The sequence below is a fragment of the Labrys sp. (in: a-proteobacteria) genome (assembly GCF_047605565.1).
Classification (GTDB): Bacteria; Pseudomonadota; Alphaproteobacteria; order Rhizobiales; family Labraceae; genus Labrys; species Labrys neptuniae.
The window spans coordinates 12,515-29,701 of record NZ_JASGFM010000040.1; the positions used below are offsets into that span (position 1 = coordinate 12,515).

Sequence of the window (17,187 nt, forward strand, 5' to 3'; positions counted from 1 at the left end):
CGCCTGGGCGCCAGGCATGGCTGGAGCGACCGCGCGGCCGACTTGTTCGCGTGCCGTCGCCAAGGTCTCGGCACCGGCCGACTTCCTGGTCACCGAATTGGCGGATGCGCGCTGGAGCACGCAAGTGGTGATGGGTTGGCAGTTACTGCCTCACCATCGAAGAACAACTGCAGCGAGCGCGCCGGCCGCACGTCCAGGACAAGCAGCACTGCCAGCAACTCTCATGCATGCAGCGGCTTGGGTTCTCGCAGGTTCGGTAGGAGCACCGTGAGAATTCCGAGTGCCGGCAGGAAGGCGCAGAGTTGGAAGACGAAATTGATGCCCGTCCAGTCGGCCAGCGTGCCGAGCGCCGCCGCCCCGATGCCGCCGATGCCGAAGATGAAGCCGAAGAACAGGCCGGAGACCATGCCGACGCGGCCAGGCATCAGTTCCTGCCCATAGACCACGATTGCAGGGAAGGCCGAGGAGATCACAAAGCCGATGATCACGCTCAGCACGGCGGTTGCCATCAATCCGACATGCGGCAGCAGCAGGGAGAACGGCAGCACACCCAGGATGGAAACCCAGATCACGACCTTCCGGCCGAGCCTGTCGCCGATCGGCCCGCCGGCAATCGTACCGGCCGCAACCGCCGCGAAGAACACGAACTGGTAGATCTGGGCCGTCTGCGTGGCCAGGCCGAACTTGTCCTTGAGATAGAAGATGTAATAGCTCGTGAAGCTGCCGAGATAGATATATTTGGAGAAAAGCAGCGCGATCAATATGGCCATTGCCCGCGAAACCTGCCCACGCGACAAGGTCGCATGATGGGTGGGTGCCTTGTGTGACGGCCGCCTGGCATGGCCGTTGAGCCGGTACCAGTGCCCGAGCGCCGTCAATATGACGATGCCGGCAAGAGCTGCGAGCGCGAACCAGGCCAAGCCGGCCTGCCCACGCGGCAGCACGAAGAAGGCGGCGGCCAGGGGACCGAGCGCCGAGCCGAAATTGCCGCCGACCTGGAACAGCGATTGCGCCAGCCCATGAGCCCCGCCCGATGCCAGGCGAGCGATACGCGAGGACTCCGGATGAAAGATCGAGGAGCCAAGTCCCAGCAGCATGGAACCGATCAACAGGACGCCGTAGTTCGGGGCGAAGGCGAGCGTCAATAAGCCGGACATCGATGAAGTCATGCCGACCGGCAAGGAATATGGCAGGGGCCGACGATCGGTATAGTAGCCGATGAAAGGCTGAAACAGCGACGCCGTGATCTGGTAGATGAAGGTCAGAAAGCCGACCTGCGCGAAAGTGAGCTCGAAATTACCCTGGAGGATCGGATAGACGGCGGGCAGAAGCGCCTGCAGCATGTCATTCAGCAAGTGACAGAAACTTGCGGCCCACAGGACGGAGAACACTGTCTTCGTATTCTTCTGCGGCTGCGGATGTATGCGTTGACGCGGTAGATCTTGGGTAGACACGGAAGATCCTCAGAGAAAGCCATGGTCGATCGGCGCGAAAATCTTGCGCACGGCCTATCAACAGCGTACCGAGAGGTCGTACGGCCTGCCACCAATGTTGGGCCATATTCCTACGAGAGTGGGCCAACATGCGCGATGTCCATATCGACACGGTCGACCATATCCCCCGACCGATCATCGCGATCGGTCGCGATTATCCCGACGGCTTCATCGTCCCGCCCCACCATCATCGACGAGGACAATTGATCTCGGGGGCGTCCGGCGTCGTCGTGCTCGCGACGCCGAGCGGCACCTGGGTCATGCCCCCGCAGCGCGGCATGTGGATTCCTCCCGGCACGACGCATCACGTGCGCATGGTCGGTGCGGTCGGCATGCAAAGCCTCTATCTCGAACCCGACGCGGTTCCCAGCATGCCCGCCCACTGCCAGGTCGTCTCCATTTCGCCCTTCATGCGAAGCCTGTTGACCGAGGCGCTCAACCTGCCGCTCGAATATGACCTCGACAGCCGCTCGGGCGCCTTGATGGAGTTGATACGGCACGAAATGCAGCAAATGCCGGTGCTGCCGCTTTCCCTGCATTATCCATCGCATGGGGCGTTGGCCCTTCGCTGCCGACGCTTCGTCGAGCGGCCGACCATTCATGAGAGGATCGACGACTGGAGCACGGCGCTCGGCATGAGCCGGCGCACCTTCACCCGCCTCTTTCGGCGCGAGACCGGCCTCAGCTTCCTGGCCTGGCGCCAGCAGGCCTGCCTGTTGTGCGCAATGCCCCGCCTGGCCGCAGGTGACCCCGTCACGACGGTTGCAATTGATCTGGGCTATGAGAACCCTGCCGCCTTCACGATCATGTTCAAGCGCGCCTTCGGCAGCCCGCCCCTGACCTATCTCGGCATGCGGAATAGTCGCACCGCCTGAACCGATAGTGCGAAGGACTTTGCGAAGTTCGTCCACAATCTCGACAAGTGCCGCGGCGGCCCCAAAGATCCATGTCGCCCGGAAATCCGCCTCGATCTACCCGTCGTCTCGAAGATCCGAAGTTGTGCTCTGGCGTTTCATATGGTCGATGAAGGCGCGCAGTTTCGGCAAGACCTGCCGTCTGTCCGGATAGTAAAGAAAGACGCCAGGCACGGTAATGGCGTAAGGCGCCATCACCGCCTGCAATCGACCTTCGGCGATCGGCGCCCTGGCGAGCGGGCCGGGCAAGTGGGCAAGTCCCAGCCCCCGGATCGCCGCGCCCAGGAGGGTGGGAAAGTCATGTGCGATCAGCGGCCCTGAGACGATCGCCTCCACCGTTCTATTGCCCTCGACAAAACGCCATGGCGCGATCGATCCATCCGAGCGGCGCATCCGCATGCAGGCATGCTGGCGCAGATCGTCGATGCGCTCGGGGCCCTTGCGCTTGACTAGATATTCCGGACTGCCGACGACCACGAACGGGAACGCAGGCGTCAGGCGCAGCGCGATCATGTCGGCCGCAATGAACTGCCCCATCCGGATGCCGGCATCGAATCCCTGAGCCACAAGATCGATCAGTTCCCCGCTCGCCGCGATCTCTACCTCGATTTCCGGATAAGCCTGGCAGAAGGATGCGATCAGCGGCTCGAGCAAAACCGACACCACGCCAGGGGGCACGGCAAGGCGCAGCAGGCCGGTCGGCCTGCTTCCGAGCGCGCGCGCAACCTCGCTTGCGGCAACCAGTTCCTCGAAGGCGGGCCTTGCCCGCGACAAGAAGCGTTCGCCGGCTTCGCTCAGCCCGACGCTGCGTGTCGTCCTCAGGAGAAGCGCTGCGCCGAGGCGCGCCTCCAGCGCCCGTACCGACTGGCTTATCGCCGACGGTGTCACCCCGAGCGCGGCGGCCGCGCGACGGAAACTGCGGTGCTGGGCGACGTTCAAGAACGCCTCCACACCGTCCAGCGCGCTGTGTCTGACTGTGAAGTTTTGCTTCATAGCACATCAACATTATCGCAGATATGCGCTCATCGAAAGGGAGCATAGTTTGAGGGGCGTTTTCGAAGCGTTCCGGCCCGAAGGCCGGGCAATCGCGTCAACCCGTGAGAGGGCTCCACATGTCGCCGGCAACCATCTTCCTGCTGCATCTGGTATTGGGCTATGTGCCATGGCTGCTATGTTTCGGTGCCTATGGCTGGCCGAGGCTTCGGTCGATGGACAGGGTCGAGGCGCAACGTGCCATCGCAACCCTGCACAGCTTTCGGTTTTTCGGGCTCGTCTTCCTCGTTCCGGGTGTGGTCGGTCCCAATCTGCCCAGCGGCTTTGCCGAGTTCGCCGCCTATGGCGACTTCGCCACCGGCTTGCTGGCCATGCTGGCCCTTGTGATGGTCAGGATACGCCCGCTGTTCTGGAGCTTCGTGGTCGCCTTCAACGTCGCGGGAACAATCGACATCATCGTCGACTATTATCACGGCAACCAGCTCGGCCTTCCGGATCTCGCCGGGGCGTTGGGCGCCGCCTACGCGATCCCGATGCTCTACGTACCCCTGCTGATGATCACGCATGTTGCCGCATTCTATATGCTGGCACGTCGCCAGCCGCAGGCAACTCAGGCCTTCTCCGCGAACCACTGAACACGGATGACGCTACGCCAGACCACACCCAATTCAGCTTGGCGAGCAGCCATCATACAGCATTGGCAAACAGAAGGCGGCGGCAACTCATTCTGTCCGCACGCGGCGCTTCCCAACAAGAAGATCGAATCACTTCAATACTTGAAATACCTGAGACGTCTTCCACTGCCTGGTTATGTCCGCATTGTCTTTAAAAAATATCGTACCGTATTCATCGGGTACGCGAGTTACAACATCGCCTGTTTTTCCTGTCGAGATCCTGGCGATATTCACTAATGACTGCGTTCCGTTGTCCAGATATGCACCATGGCCCTCAGCCCCTTCAGTTGAGAAAGTTATGGCACCGAAGTTCCTGTCGGTCGGCTCACTATCGGCGAGCCACCCCTGAGGCACCACGTCATCTCCCTTGGCACGCGCTGCCCAGACATGTCCCTGCGAACCAAGCTCGGTTGCATTGGTCCCGTCCACTCCAGGCGAGCCAACTACGACAAGATCGTCAACACGAAGACCATTTTCATGAATGGCTACACTCGCCATATAAGACCCATAGCTGTGTCCAATAAGAGTGATGTGACTATGGGGATTCGTCCTCGCCACTTCGTATCCGGTGACATCCTCTTTTAGCGCTTGCGCGCCATGACGACTATCGCCGTAAGTTCCATTTATGCCTGCAGGAATATTGTCGGGCATATCCGCCCCCATCCAGACAATGATGGAATTTTTAGCGTTAGGTTGTCCCTCGAAATTCATCTGGTGAAAGAGAGAGAGGCCCTGCGTCACAGTCGGGAACTGAGATCCGATCCCATCTTCTTTTTTGGCGTCATGACTGACGCCGGGAACGAGAACACCTATATTGTGAGCTGTATCAGGATTTCCCAAGGCTACGGCAAATCGTCCATCATCTGCAGGATCATATGTAAGAAGATAGGCCTCCGATCCTCCTTGTGAATCGAGCATCTCCATCTGAATGTGGATTTTTTTGGCAATTGAAAGTTCACCTCTCAGGCGGCTTTGCTCATCTTTCAACGCCCGGATCTTCTCCTGATAGTTTACTCCGTCTCTTCCTGCCTCCCCACTCGGCATGGCATTTTTCAGCGCTTGAATTTCGTTAGGGATTTCCCAAAGTCTTTCCTGGTCCCTGGCAATATCCAGATTGACGCGCTTCCTGTTTATCTTGTCGATGTCCTCGGCCGGCAAACCTCTGAGCTTTCCAAGCTCGTCGGTGTGATTGGCGATCAGATCCTGGCGCGTCTCAGTGGACAGAGTGCCCCACCATGATGACACCACCGACGGATCGCTGCCTTCGGGAAGCACGGTTGTGTGATCCGGCTCAGGCTCGCTGATCGGCCTTTGGTGGATCGGCGTGTTGGCGTAGGCGAAGGTTTTCTTCGGAGCGGACGTCTTGGATACCGACGTCCTTGCTTCATCGAGAGCCGCGTCGAACGATACCTGATGCGACAGGGCGACAGAAGAATCCGGCCTGGATGATGGGAGAGCACCACCTATCGCACCGATTGCAGGATTGCTCATGAGACCTGTTCCTTCTCAAGATGTCATGGCCTGATTGTTGCGCAGGTTCTGCGTGGAGGACTATTCCCCCGGGGACTGCGCCAGTTTCCTTTTGCTCGGCTGCGATTGTTTGAGGTCCCGGACTCGCCGGCGGAAACGGCGTCTCCATCGCACCAAATACAGGAATAGGTCGTGAATCGGGATCTACCGTGCCAATCCCAGCACCCCCACCGTTCGTGACGTCGTCCCGACCCGTATTGGCAACACCCGAAAAGTCGATGAGGGCTTAGGCGTGGCGGGGTACCGGCCCGCTGTGGATCGCGATATCGCTGGAACCGGCAGGAACATGACGATCAGGATCCCACCAGGGGCATGCTGACGGTCCGCCGCCCTTGCGTTTTGGGAGCGCCGCCAAACACGCTGCGCTTCAAACCTGTGCCGGCTGCCCGCTACCGACATCGATCGCATGGCAGGCGACGCGCACGTCGCTTTCGACCATGCGCATCTCAGGCCGCTCGCGCTTGCAGATCTCCATGGCCAGCGGGCAGCGCGGATGGAAGGCGCAGCCCGGCGGAGGATTGAGCGGGCTCGGCAGGTCGCCGGCCAGGGGAGCCCGGTCGCGGTTGGGGTTTTCGATATCAGGGATCGTCTCGAGCAGCAGCCGCGTATAGGGATGGCGCGGCCTGTCGAACACGGTGCGGCCCGGCCCCTCCTCCACCAGGCGGCCGAGATACATCACGCCGATGCGGTCGGTCAGGAAGCGCACCACCGACAGATTATGGCTGATGAACAGGTAGGTCAGGCCGAGGCGCTGCTGTAGGTCCTTGAGCAGGTTGAGCACCTGCGCCTGGACCGAGACGTCGAGAGCGGAGGTCGGCTCGTCCAGAAGCAGCAATTCGGCCTCGGCAGCCAAGGCGCGGGCAATGGAGATGCGCTGGCGCTGGCCGCCGGAGAACTCATGCGGATATTTGGTGCCGTCACCGGGCGCCAGCCCGACGGTCGACAGCAGGGCACCGACCCGGGCACGGCGCTCGGCCCGCGGCAGATGCCGCATCGGCTCGGCGATGCTGCGCCCGATGCGCCAGCGCGGATTAAGGCTGCCGACCGGATCCTGGAACACCATCTGCAAGTGTACCGGCTTGCCGCCCTGGCCGACGAAGTCGATGCGGCCCTCGCTCGGCGCCTCCAGCCCGGCGATCAGGCGGGTGATGGTGGATTTGCCGCAGCCGGACTCGCCCACGATCGAGAAGGTGGTGCCCCGCGGGATCGAAAAGCTCACGCCGTCGACGGCCCGCACCAGCTTGCGGCCGGCGTGGGTGACGACGCGCTGCAGGAAGGGCGCGGAGACGTCGAAGATCTTGGAGAGATCGGTGACCTCGACCAGCGCGGCGGCGTTGTCCTGCTTCATGGCACCTCGCCGTCGATCCATTGATTGTCGGCGGCCACCACCCGGCCCCGCTTCACCACGAGTGCGCGCGCCGGACGATCCACCAGGATCTGCGCCAGGTTCTCGCCCGCGATCAGGACGAGGCTGCCCTCGCAGCCCACCTCGAGCCCATAGCCTTCCAGGCCGAGCAGGTCGGCGCCGCGGCGCGTGCCCATGTCGAGGGCCCTGAGCAGCTCCGCATCGGTGCGGCAATGGGTGCGGTAGGCCAGGAGCCAGCAGCGGTCGAGCATGTCGCCGTCGCCGTGCGGGTTCCAGGTGTCACGCAGGGAATCCGAGGCGACGGCACAGCGCACGCCGCGCGCGGCGAGCTCGAACATCGGCGGGAAGCCGATCTCGCCCGGCACGGCGGAAATGATGCCGATCCCCGCTTCGGCCAGCACGTCGATCATGCGCTGCACCTTGTGCGCCGGGCCGTCGCCAAGGCAGAAGGCATGGCTGACGACCACCCGCCCCTGCATGCCCAGCGCCCGCGTGCGCTCGGCGATCATGCCGAGCTCGAACAAGCCGAGCTCCCCCGGCTCGTGCAGATGGATGTCGATCTTGGCACCCTTCCGGCTGGCGATGCCGAAGATGGTGTCGAGATGGCCCTTGGGGTCGGCGTCGATGGTGGCAGGGTCGATACCGCCGATGACGGAAGCGCCTTCGTCCAGAGCTGCCTCCATCAGTTCCGCGGTGCCGGGGTCGATCATCAGGCCGGTCTGGGGAAAGGCGACGAGTTCGAGGCCGACGGCATGCTTCACTTTCTCCCAGGCTTCCAGGACACCATGGAGATTGTCGAGCTTGTAGCCGGTAGAGATATCGACATGGCTGCGGATATGGGTCGAGCCCATTTCCACGCAGCGCCGCATCAGATTGCCGGCACGCTCGGGCACGCCCCAGGGCAGATCCTTGCGGATGGCGACCTCGTTGTCGATCATCGCCCGGAGCGATGGCGGCACGTTGATGGAGTGCCAGGGCAGGCCCCACAGTATCTTGTCGAGATGGACATGCGCCTCGACAAAGGGCGCGATGGCGATGGCCCCCTTGCCGTCGACCACCGGCACACCCTCGGGCCGGTCGAGATCGCGGCCGATGGCGGCGATCCGGCCGCCGCGGATCAGGATGTCGGCGCTTTGCCTGGCGTCCGGGCGGATATTGGCGAGAAGAAGATCGGTCATTTCACAACTCGGGCATCAACGAAGACGGGGATTGAGGACATCGCGCAGCCAGTCGCCGACGATGTTGACGGAAAGGACGAGCAGGACGAGCGCTGCGCCGGGGAACAGCGAAATCCACCATTCGCCGGACAGCAGGAGGTCGTTTCCGGCGCGGATCAACGTACCGAGCGAGGGCTGGGATGGCGGCATGCCGAGCCCGAGGAAGGACAGGATCGCCTCGGTGAGGATGGCGACGCCGAGGCCCAGCGTGGCGAGCACCAGCACCGGCCCGATCGTGTTGGGCAGGATATGGGAGAGCACGATCCTGAAGCTCGATACCTTGGAGATCCGCGCGGCGGCGACATAGTCCTTGCGCCGCTCGATCATGGTGGTAGCGCGGACGGTGCGGGCGAATTGCACCCAATCGGCGACGCCGATGGCAAGGATCACCACGTAGAAGCGCATGTCCTCGCGCAGCGCCGCCGGCATCACGATCTTGGCGACGCCATCGATGAAGAAGGCGATCATGATGGTGGGAAAGGAGAGCTGCACATCGCCCAGGCGCATGATCACGGCATCGACCCAGCCCCCGAAATAGCCGGCGAGCAGGCCGAGCAGTACGCCCAGCGTCACCGAGAACAGCACGGCCGCGACGCCGACCAGGAGGGAGATGCGCATGCCGTAGAAGATCGCCGACAGGATGTCGCGCCCCTGCTCGTCGGTGCCGAGCAGATAACGCGCGCTCCCTCCTTCCGACCAGACCGGTGGCAGGCGCGCATCCATGATGTCGAGGGTGGCCGGATCGAAGGGATCATGCGGTGCGATCAGGTTGGCGAAGACCGCGCATAGCACCAGAAGGCCGAAGATGATCGTGGCTATGATGACGGCAGGCGAGGTCCGAAAGCGCCAGGCGAGTTCGCTGGCAGCCACGCTTCTGACGATGGCGGCAAGTTGGCTCATTTCACCCTCAATCTCGGATCGACCAGCAGATAGGTCAGGTCGACGATCAAATTGATCAGCACGAAGCTGAAGCCGACGAAGGCGAGATAGGCCGCCATCACCGGAAAGTCGGCGAACTCGATCGCCTGCAGGATCAGGAGGCCCATGCCGGGCCATTGGAACACTGCCTCGACCACGATGGCGAAGGCGATCAGCGAGCCGATCTGCAGGCCGACGATGGTGATCACCGGCAACAGACTGTTTCGTAGCGCATGGGTGAGATGCACCGCCCGGTCCGACAGGCCGCGTGCCCGGGCGAACTTGATGAAATCGGAGCGCAGCACCTCCAGCATCTCGCCGCGGATCAGGCGCATGATCATCGAGACCTGGAAGACGGCGAGCGTGATGGTGGGCATGATCAGGGCCTTGAGGCCGCTCACGGTGAGGAAGCCGGTGGTCCACCAGCCGATCCGCACCGTGTCGCCGCGCCCGAAGGCCGACAGCCAGCGCAGCTCCACCGAAAAGACCAGGATCAGCAGCATGCCGATCAGGAATTGCGGCATGGAAATGCCGAGAAGCGAGCCCATCTGAAACAGGCGGCTCAACCAGCCGCGCGGCCTCAAGGCCGTGTAGACCCCCATGGGAATGCCGACCAGCAGGGCGGTCAGGGTCGCCGCGAAGACCAGCTCCAGCGTCGCCGGCAGGCGGGTGAGGATAAGGTCGAGGACGGGCTGCCTGTTGCGGTAGGAAACGCCGAAATCGCCGACCACGGCCCGTTCGACGAAACGCCAGAACTGCACGATCGTCGGCTGGTCGAGGCCGAGGGCGGCCCGCAATTCCTCGCGCTGCGCCAGCGTTGCATTGACGCCGAGCACGTTGTTCACGGGGTCGCCGAGGAAGTTGAAGATGCAGAAGGACAACCCGGTGACGACCAGCATGACCAGGATGACGCTGGTGAGACGAGTTGCGAGCATGGAGATCATGAGGGTCTCTCGATCCCTGGCGCATTTTCCGGAAGAGCCCATCGGCTCTTCGATGAGGAAGATGCATCAATGCGAAAAATTGGACGAAGTCTGCGGCCCAACGGTAGTGAATCCGGATTGTGCTGCCCCTCACCCCTACCCTCTCCCCGCAAGAGCCGGGCGAGGTAGGTTGAGGTGCGGCGCTACCTCGTCAGCACGGCTCGGAACTTGCGGAGGGGCGGTGGGAGATACCGCCCCTCCGTTTGCGCATGATGCCGGACAGTTTCGGGGGACCCGGAAAAAACATCATGCGGCAAAGCGAAGGCCGGAGCAGATGCGGCAGGCGCCTGCCCTCGCGCGCCTCAGTTCATGGTGTAGTACCAGAAGCGCGTATACTCGTCGGCGGGCACCACGGCATTGACCTTGTCGCTCATGCCCCAGGTCAGGAACTGCTGGTGCAGCATGATCTTGCCGACTTCGTCGCGGTGGATCTTCACCACTTCCGAGATCATGGCCTGGCGCTTGGCCGGATCATATTCGGTACCGATCTGCTCGATCAGCTTGTCGACCTTGGGGTTGGAATAGCCCTTGGGGTTCCAGGTGCCCAGATCTCCGGTCGGCGTATGGATCGTCGCCGACATGATGTTGTAGGCATCGATCGAGGGCAGGCCGGCCCAACCGAGCATGTAGAAGGAATATTTGCCGGCCGGCAGTTCGGTATCGGTCTGGACCGGCGTGTGCATGGTCAACTGGACCTTGATGCCGATCTTGGCGAGCATGCCGACGGTGGCCTGGCAGATCCTTTCGTCATTGATGAAGGAGCCGGCCGGGCAATCCATCGGCAGGGTAAAGCCCTTGGCATAGCCCGCTTCCGCCAGCAGGGCCTTGGCGGCCGCCACGTCATAGGGGAAGCGAACGTCCAGGCTGGCGTCGTAGAAGGGCAGCTCGGGCGCGAGCGGCACGGCCGTCGGGCGCGAATTGCCGCGCATGATGCTGCGCTTGATGCCTTCGATATCGATGGCCTGGTAGATGGCCTTGCGCACCCTGACATCCGCAAGCGGATTGCCCTCGACCCCACTGCCCGGCAGCGTCTTGCTCTGCTGGTCCATGCCGAAGAAGATCGAGCGCAGATGCGGCGCGCGCATGATCTTCATGCCGGGTGTCGATGCGATGCGGTCCACGTCCTGTGGGGGTGCATTGCGGATGAAGTCGACCTCTCCCGACAAGAGGGCGGCGACGCGGGTGGCGGCATTGGTGATCGGCGTGTAGACGATCTCGTCGAGATTGTGCTGGGGCTTGTCCCACCAGTCCTCGTTCTTGACCAGCACGGTGCGGATATCGGGCTGGCGCGAAGCCAGCTTGAACGGCCCGGTGCCGATGCCCTGGGTGGTCATGGCGCCGCCGGTGTTGGAGGACAGGTCGATCGGCTTGGTGGCACCGACCGATTCCTGGAACTTCTTGTCCAGGATGTACCAGCCGGCGAAATCGTTGAGCAGCAGCGCATATTTGCGCTTGAGCGTCACCGTCACCGTATGGTCGTCGACCTTGGTGATCTTGGCGATCGGCTCAAGCAGGCCGGCGAAGGGTGAGCCCGGCGCGCCCGCCCGCTCGAAGGAGAAGATCACGTCATCGGCCGTGAAGGGGTCGCCATTGTGGAACTTGACGCCCTTGCGCAGATGGAACCGCCACTCGGTGTCCGAAACGGCCTCCCAGCTCTCGGCCAAAGCCGGCTCGAGCTTGAGGTCTTTATTCCAGCGCACCAATCCTTCATAGACATTGCTGAGCAGGCTGAGCGTGAAGTCGTCTCGCGCCGCATGCGGGTCCATGGAACTGATTTCCTGGGCTTCGGCGAAGCGCAGCGTCTTGGCGCTGGCTGCTCCCGTGGCCAGCACGGCGCACGAAGCGATCAGCAGGATCTTCAAATAGGTCTTCACGGATATCTCCCGGTTAAACGGTCCTTCGTCAGCGGTCACGACGGCGCGGCTTTGTTGTTGTCTCGCGCTTCGTCACCAAGCGACCGGCTGCTTGTCGGACGGTCGGTGACACCGTTCGCCGCAGACGATCCATTCCCCTGCCCATCCTCAGATCGGCCACTGCGATCATTCCATAAGCGGCAACAGCCGTCTACAAATTTGTACTATATAGAGTATACAATCTTGTACGACGACGTTGGAGACGAGTTTCGACGACGCGGGAAACAGCATTCCCTCGCGATCGTCAGAGCGTCGTACCGCCTTGATGCAAGAAACAGGCTGCCGTGGTGGCGCCTGCACTGGCGAGCCGGGGACTCTCGGCCTGGCAGCGCGGCCCGTTTTGCCGGCAGCGCGGATGGAAGGCGCAGCCTTTCGGCCAGTTGCCCAGGCGCGGCATCGCCCCGTCGATCTGGGCCAGACGCTCGACCTGGCGGCCCAACGAGGGAATCGAAGCCATCAGGCCGGCTGCATAGGGATGGCTCGGCCGCTGCACTACGGCCTCCACCGGGCCGATCTCCACCACGCGGCCGGCATACATCACCGCTACCCGGTCGGCGATCTCGGCAATCACCCCCATATCGTGGGTCACCAGCATGATGGCCGTGTTCTTCTCCCGCGCCAGGCGCTTCAGCAAAGCGAGGATCTGGGCCTGGATCGAGACATCGAGCGCCGTCGTCGGCTCGTCGGCGATAATCAGCTCCGGTTCCCCCGCCAGCGCCAGGGCAATCACGATACGCTGGCGCATGCCGCCCGAAAACTGGTGGGGATATTGCTCGAAACGATTGACGGGATCGGCGATTCCAACTTCGGTGAGGAGGCGGATCGCTTGGCTGCGAGCCTCCTCGCGACCGAGGGCCGGAAAATGGGTGCGGATGGTTTCGGTCAGCTGGCGCCCGACGGTGAACAGCGGATCGAGGCTCGTCAACGGATCCTGGAAAATGGCGCCGATGCGACGACCGCGGATCAAGCGCTGACGATGGGGAGGAAGGTTGTCGATGCGCTCGCCACTCAGATGGATACTGCCGGCCGCAATACGCCCCGGCGCTTGCAGGAGCCCGATCAGGGCATTGCCGGTCATCGACTTGCCCGCGCCCGATTCACCGACCACCCCGAGGATCTCGCCCGGTGCGATATCGAAGGAGACATTGTCGATGGCGACCAGCGTACCGGTACGCACCGGAAATTCGATGCGCAGGCCCCGGACTTCCAGCACCGGCGGAGGCAACGACGTCGCCCTGCCTGCTTCATCGTGCGCGCTGGTCATGCCGCCTCGCAATCAGGGCGTCGCGCCTTGGCTGCGGCCGCCGCAACAGAGGTTGTTTCCAACTCGATAATATACAATGTAGAATACACTTGTTTTCCTCCCTAGAGTCAAATCGCAAGGCCACACCATGCCTCCATCGTCCGGGCTTCTCGCCAAGCAAGTGCCTGCTGCCCCCAAGCGCCGCGGACGGGCCGATGAGCGGATCCATTCGGAGATCTATTCGGCCATCATCAACCATCAGCTTCGCCCGGCGACCCCCTTGCAGGAGGATGCGCTCGCCACGGCCTTCGGCGTCAGCCGCACACTGATCCGAAAGGTCCTACAGCAGCTCTCCCACGAGAAGCTGGTCGAGCTCATTCCCAACAAAGGCGCGATCGTGGCCCGGCCCTCGGTGGAGGAGGCCCGGCAGGTGTTCGAGGCGCGACGCGAGATCGAGTGCATCCTGATCCGCCGCCTGGCCGCGACCATCACCGATGCGGAGATCACCAGGCTGCGGGCCGCAGTGGAAGCCGAGGCCCGGGCCCAGGAACAGGGCGACAAGCGCCGGCGGCTGCAGCTTTCGGGAGACTTTCATCGTGAACTCGCCTCCCTGGCTGGCAATGACGTTCTCAAGGATTTCGTGCATGAGCTCGTCTCGCGCTCCTCGCTGGTGATCGCCCTCTATGAATCCCCTGGCGCGGTTCCCTGCGCCTATGACGAACACAAGCGCATCGTCGATGCGCTGGCCAAGCGCGATGGCGAGGATGCCGCCCGCAACATGGAGCACCATCTGCGCCATGTCGAAGCCCAGGTCGACCTGTCAGACGTTCCGGCCCGCATCGACTTCAAATCGCTCTTCCGGCCGCTGGGCTGACCCCCGCCAGCTGGCGGGCGCATAGGCGGCCAGCTTACCAGCATAGGGCTTGGCAAGCGGGTAAGCGAGATCACCATGCTTGGAGGTCTTGAGGCCCATGCCGACCAGGGCCTCGGCGAATTTGACCGCCGCGCAGACGCCGTCGATCACCGGAATCTGCAGCCTGTCCTCGAGATAGTCGGCCAGGCCCGCCATGCCGGCGCAGCCGAGCACGATCGCCCCGGCCTTGTCCTCCTCCAGCGCTCTGAGGCATTCGGCCAGGATGACGTCACGCGCCCGCGTGCCCGGCTGTTCGAGTTCGAGCACCGGCAGTTCCGTCGCCCGCACGCGGCGGCAATGATGCTGCATGCCGTAATTGCGCACCAGATGCTCGGCGATGATGCGCGTGCGCTCCAGCGTGGTGACCACGGAAAAGCCGGTGGCCACGAAGGCGGCCGCATGCATGGCCGCCTCGGCAATGCCGATCACCGGAGCGTCGGTGATCTCGCGCGCCGCCAGCAGGCCGGGATCGCCGAAGCAGGCGATGACATAGGCATCGGCCGGCGGCCCGTCGCGGATTTCGTCGACCAGGCCGATGACGCTCATGGCTTCATCGAAATGGCCCTCGATCGAAGCCGCCCCCGAGCGCGAGGTCGCGGCGGCGATCTCGGTGCCGGGCGCAGCCACGGCGCAGGCACTGACACGCATCGCCTCGGTCATCGATGCCGTGGTGTTGGGATTGATCAGCTTGATGCGCATGGGCTTCCTCAGGTGGCGGAATATCTTGTTCTTAGTATTGTATACGATGTTGTATCTTTATGTGATTTCCAACGAGCGTCAATGGCGTTGATGCGCATCGACAGTCCCACGCCGTCCAGCGCATGAGTGCGATCGGCCGAACCTCTGGCGCCGGATCGGATCAGGGATCTCCGCTTGGCAGGAAGAAGCGCGGCGCGAAAGTCCGTGAATTCGGCGCGCTCGACCCGTCGGATGCAATACATCCATAGATTGAATTTCATTGTTGACACATAATTGTATACATGTGAGGCTTTGAATCGTATCCGACAGAACCGCCTGCAAGGGAGATGTCGATGGATGGCGATAACCACCCCGTCCTCAGGGTGCGCAATCTCAAGACCGGGTTTGCCACGCCGGCAGGCATGGTGGTGGCGGTCGATGGCGTCGACTTCGACCTCCATCGCAACGAGATCCTGGCGATCATCGGCGAATCCGGCTCGGGCAAGACCGTGACGGCCCTCTCGCTGATCCGGCTGATCACCTCGCCGCCCGGGCGCTATCTCGGCGGCTCGATCGAGATCGATGAGCGTGACCTGCTCAGCCTCGACGAGACGGCGATGGAGACGGTTCGCGGCAAGACCATCGGCATGATCTTCCAGAACCCGCGCGCCTCGCTCGACCCCTCCTTCACCATCGAATCCCAGCTCACGGAGACATTGCTGCGCCACGACGCGGCCCTCGGCCGCAAGGGCGCCCGCGCCGCCGCGACCAAGGCATTGCAGGAAGTCGGCTTTCCCGACATTCCGCGCGTGCTGGCAAGCTATCCCCACCAGCTCAGTGGCGGCATGTGCCAGCGCATCGGCCTGGCCATGGTGCTGGCCTGCAAGCCCGAACTCCTCATCGCCGACGAGCCGACCACCGCCCTCGATGTCGGGGTCCAGGCCAAGATCCTGCTGCTCCTGAAGAAGCGCAGCCGCGAAACCGGCCTGCCGATCGTCATCATCACCCATGATATCGGCGTGGTCCGCGCCATCGCCACCCGAGTGCTGGTGATGTATGGCGGCCATGTCCAGGAGGCCGGCGAGATCGACGAGCTCCTGGCCGAGCCGCTGCATCCCTATACCAAGGCCCTGATCCGATCCATTCCCGATCCGGATGCCCCGGCCGACACCATGACCTTCATCAAGGGCGAGCCGCCCAATTTGCTGGCGCCGCCGCCCGGATGCCGCTTCGCGCCGCGCTGCGACCAGGCGATCGGACTGTGCCACCAGAAGCTGCCGGAGTGGCGTGCGGCCGGCCCGGGCCGGATGGTGCGCTGCCATCTCGCCGCTGCGGGAGGGCCGCAATGACCCGCCCTGCCCTGATCGAGGTGCGGTCCGTCAACAAGACCTTCAGCGTCAGCAAGGGCGGCCTGTTCCGTCGGCCCGCCGCCAGCACCAAGGCGGTCAACGATGTCAGCCTGACCATCGCCAAGGGCGAGATCCTGGGCTGCGTCGGCGGCTCGGGATCGGGCAAGTCGACGCTCGGGCGCATCATCCTGCGTCTCATCGAGCCCGACAGCGGCGAAGTGCGCTATGGCGGCACCGACCTGCGCGCCCTCTCGCGCGAGCAGATGCGGCAATATCGCCGCCGGCTGCAGATCGTCTTCCAGGATCCGCTGCAATCGCTCAATCCGCGGCGCACGGTGGCTGAGAACATCGCCCGGCCCCTGCTCAATTTCGGCGTCGCGACCGTGGCCGCCAACCGGCGCGTCGACGAACTGCTCGAACTCGTCGGCCTCGATCCGCGCCAGTCCTATCGCTATCCGCACGAATATAGCGGGGGCCAGTGCCAGCGCATCGCCATCGCCCGCGCCTTGGCGCTCGAGCCGGAATTCCTGTTCCTGGACGAGCCGGTCTCGGCCCTCGACGTCTCGATCCAGGCCCAGATCCTCAACCTCCTGGCGGAGCTGAGAAAGAAGCTCGATCTCACCTTCCTGTTCGTTTCCCACGATTTGAAGATCGTCAAGCAGTTCTGCGACCGCACCATGGTGATGTATCGCGGCTGCGTGCTCGAAGAGGGCAGCAGCCAGCAGGTCTATGCCGAGCCGCTTCATCCCTTCACCCGCGACTTCCTAGGCACCGTGCTGCATCTGCGCAAGGACTCGCGCTGGGAACAGGCGGCCGAGCGGGCCGAGGATCTGGAAGGCACGGCCGGGCTCACGGGATCGGGCTGCATCTATGCAGGCAACTGCGCCGAACGCTTCGAGCCCTGCACCCGATCGGCACCGGCACTGACGGCTCTCACCGGCGAAAGGAGGGTCGCCTGTTTCCGCCATAGCGGGCCCTGAACGTCCAGACACCATCCCAACGA

The 17,187-nt window shown here is 63.1% G+C and carries 15 protein-coding genes; 5 read left to right on the forward strand and 10 right to left on the reverse strand.

The annotated features are described in order from the left end of the window. Positions 1 to 221 precede the first annotated feature (221 nt). Positions 222 to 1,424, reverse strand: coding sequence for an MFS transporter (locus QM672_RS26320; RefSeq protein WP_376717791.1), 1,203 nt, complete (start codon positions 1,422 to 1,424; stop codon positions 222 to 224). A gap of 158 nt (positions 1,425 to 1,582) precedes the next feature. Between QM672_RS26320 and QM672_RS26325 the strand changes: the two genes are divergently transcribed. Next, entirely contained in the window at positions 1,583 to 2,368 is a 786-nt protein-coding gene (locus tag QM672_RS26325; protein WP_415086161.1) for an AraC family transcriptional regulator, read from the forward strand. Between the two features lie 96 nt (positions 2,369 to 2,464). Here QM672_RS26325 and QM672_RS26330 read toward each other — a convergent pair whose 3' ends face one another. Beyond that, positions 2,465 to 3,400, reverse strand: coding sequence for a LysR substrate-binding domain-containing protein (locus QM672_RS26330; protein ID WP_415086163.1), 936 nt, complete (start codon positions 3,398 to 3,400; stop codon positions 2,465 to 2,467). 119 nt (positions 3,401 to 3,519) lie between these two features. On the opposite strand from QM672_RS26330, the gene QM672_RS26335 reads away from it, so the two are divergent. Then, the gene (locus QM672_RS26335; protein ID WP_311944517.1) at positions 3,520 to 4,035 is read left to right on the forward strand and encodes a hypothetical protein; all 516 of its coding nucleotides are present in this window, start codon (positions 3,520 to 3,522) and stop codon (positions 4,033 to 4,035) included. A gap of 129 nt (positions 4,036 to 4,164) precedes the next feature. On the opposite strand, the gene QM672_RS26340 is transcribed toward QM672_RS26335, so the two are convergent. The 7 genes from QM672_RS26340 to QM672_RS26370 all read right to left on the reverse strand — a co-directional run bounded on the left by QM672_RS26340 (position 4,165) and on the right by QM672_RS26370 (position 13,265). After that, complete coding sequence (locus tag QM672_RS26340) at positions 4,165 to 5,565, reverse strand: alpha/beta hydrolase (protein WP_415086166.1); 1,401 nt, start codon at positions 5,563 to 5,565, stop codon at positions 4,165 to 4,167. A gap of 406 nt (positions 5,566 to 5,971) precedes the next feature. Next, entirely contained in the window at positions 5,972 to 6,952 is a 981-nt protein-coding gene (locus QM672_RS26345; RefSeq protein ID WP_415086168.1) for an ABC transporter ATP-binding protein, read from the reverse strand. Further along, a complete protein-coding gene (locus tag QM672_RS26350; RefSeq protein WP_311944513.1) occupies positions 6,949 to 8,148 on the reverse strand; it encodes an amidohydrolase family protein in 1,200 nt (399 codons plus the stop codon). Before QM672_RS26350 ends, QM672_RS26345 begins: the two co-directional genes overlap by 4 nt. A gap of 15 nt (positions 8,149 to 8,163) precedes the next feature. Beyond that, a complete protein-coding gene (locus QM672_RS26355; protein WP_311944512.1) occupies positions 8,164 to 9,087 on the reverse strand; it encodes an ABC transporter permease in 924 nt (307 codons plus the stop codon). After that, on the reverse strand, positions 9,084 to 10,049 hold the full coding sequence (locus QM672_RS26360; RefSeq protein WP_149249863.1) for an ABC transporter permease: 966 nt from the start codon (positions 10,047 to 10,049) through the stop codon (positions 9,084 to 9,086). Before QM672_RS26360 ends, QM672_RS26355 begins: the two co-directional genes overlap by 4 nt. 341 nt (positions 10,050 to 10,390) lie before the next feature. Continuing rightward, on the reverse strand, positions 10,391 to 11,962 hold the full coding sequence (locus QM672_RS26365) for an ABC transporter substrate-binding protein (RefSeq protein WP_311944510.1): 1,572 nt from the start codon (positions 11,960 to 11,962) through the stop codon (positions 10,391 to 10,393). Positions 11,963 to 12,245: 283 nt separating this feature from the next. Beyond that, positions 12,246 to 13,265, reverse strand: a complete 1,020-nt coding sequence (locus QM672_RS26370) for an ABC transporter ATP-binding protein (RefSeq protein ID WP_415086171.1) — start codon at positions 13,263 to 13,265, stop codon at positions 12,246 to 12,248. A 127-nt stretch (positions 13,266 to 13,392) separates the two neighbouring features. Here QM672_RS26370 and QM672_RS26375 point away from each other — a divergent pair, with 127 nt between their 5' ends. Continuing rightward, on the forward strand, positions 13,393 to 14,118 hold the full coding sequence (locus QM672_RS26375) for a GntR family transcriptional regulator (RefSeq protein WP_415086173.1): 726 nt from the start codon (positions 13,393 to 13,395) through the stop codon (positions 14,116 to 14,118). Here QM672_RS26375 and QM672_RS26380 read toward each other — a convergent pair. Next, positions 14,065 to 14,856 carry an aspartate/glutamate racemase family protein gene (locus QM672_RS26380; RefSeq protein ID WP_415086175.1) on the reverse strand — a complete coding sequence of 264 codons (792 nt, stop codon included), beginning with the start codon at positions 14,854 to 14,856 and terminating at the stop codon, positions 14,065 to 14,067. The genes QM672_RS26375 and QM672_RS26380 overlap by 54 nt on opposite strands. Before the next feature lie 332 nt (positions 14,857 to 15,188). Between QM672_RS26380 and QM672_RS26385 the strand changes: the two genes are divergently transcribed. Both QM672_RS26385 and QM672_RS26390 read left to right on the forward strand, forming a co-directional pair. Then, positions 15,189 to 16,184 carry an ABC transporter ATP-binding protein gene (locus tag QM672_RS26385; protein ID WP_415086177.1) on the forward strand — a complete coding sequence of 332 codons (996 nt, stop codon included), beginning with the start codon at positions 15,189 to 15,191 and terminating at the stop codon, positions 16,182 to 16,184. After that, positions 16,181 to 17,164, forward strand: coding sequence for an ATP-binding cassette domain-containing protein (locus tag QM672_RS26390; protein ID WP_311944505.1), 984 nt, complete (start codon positions 16,181 to 16,183; stop codon positions 17,162 to 17,164). The genes QM672_RS26385 and QM672_RS26390 overlap by 4 nt, the downstream gene beginning before the upstream one ends. The last annotated feature ends 23 nt before the right edge of the window (positions 17,165 to 17,187 follow it).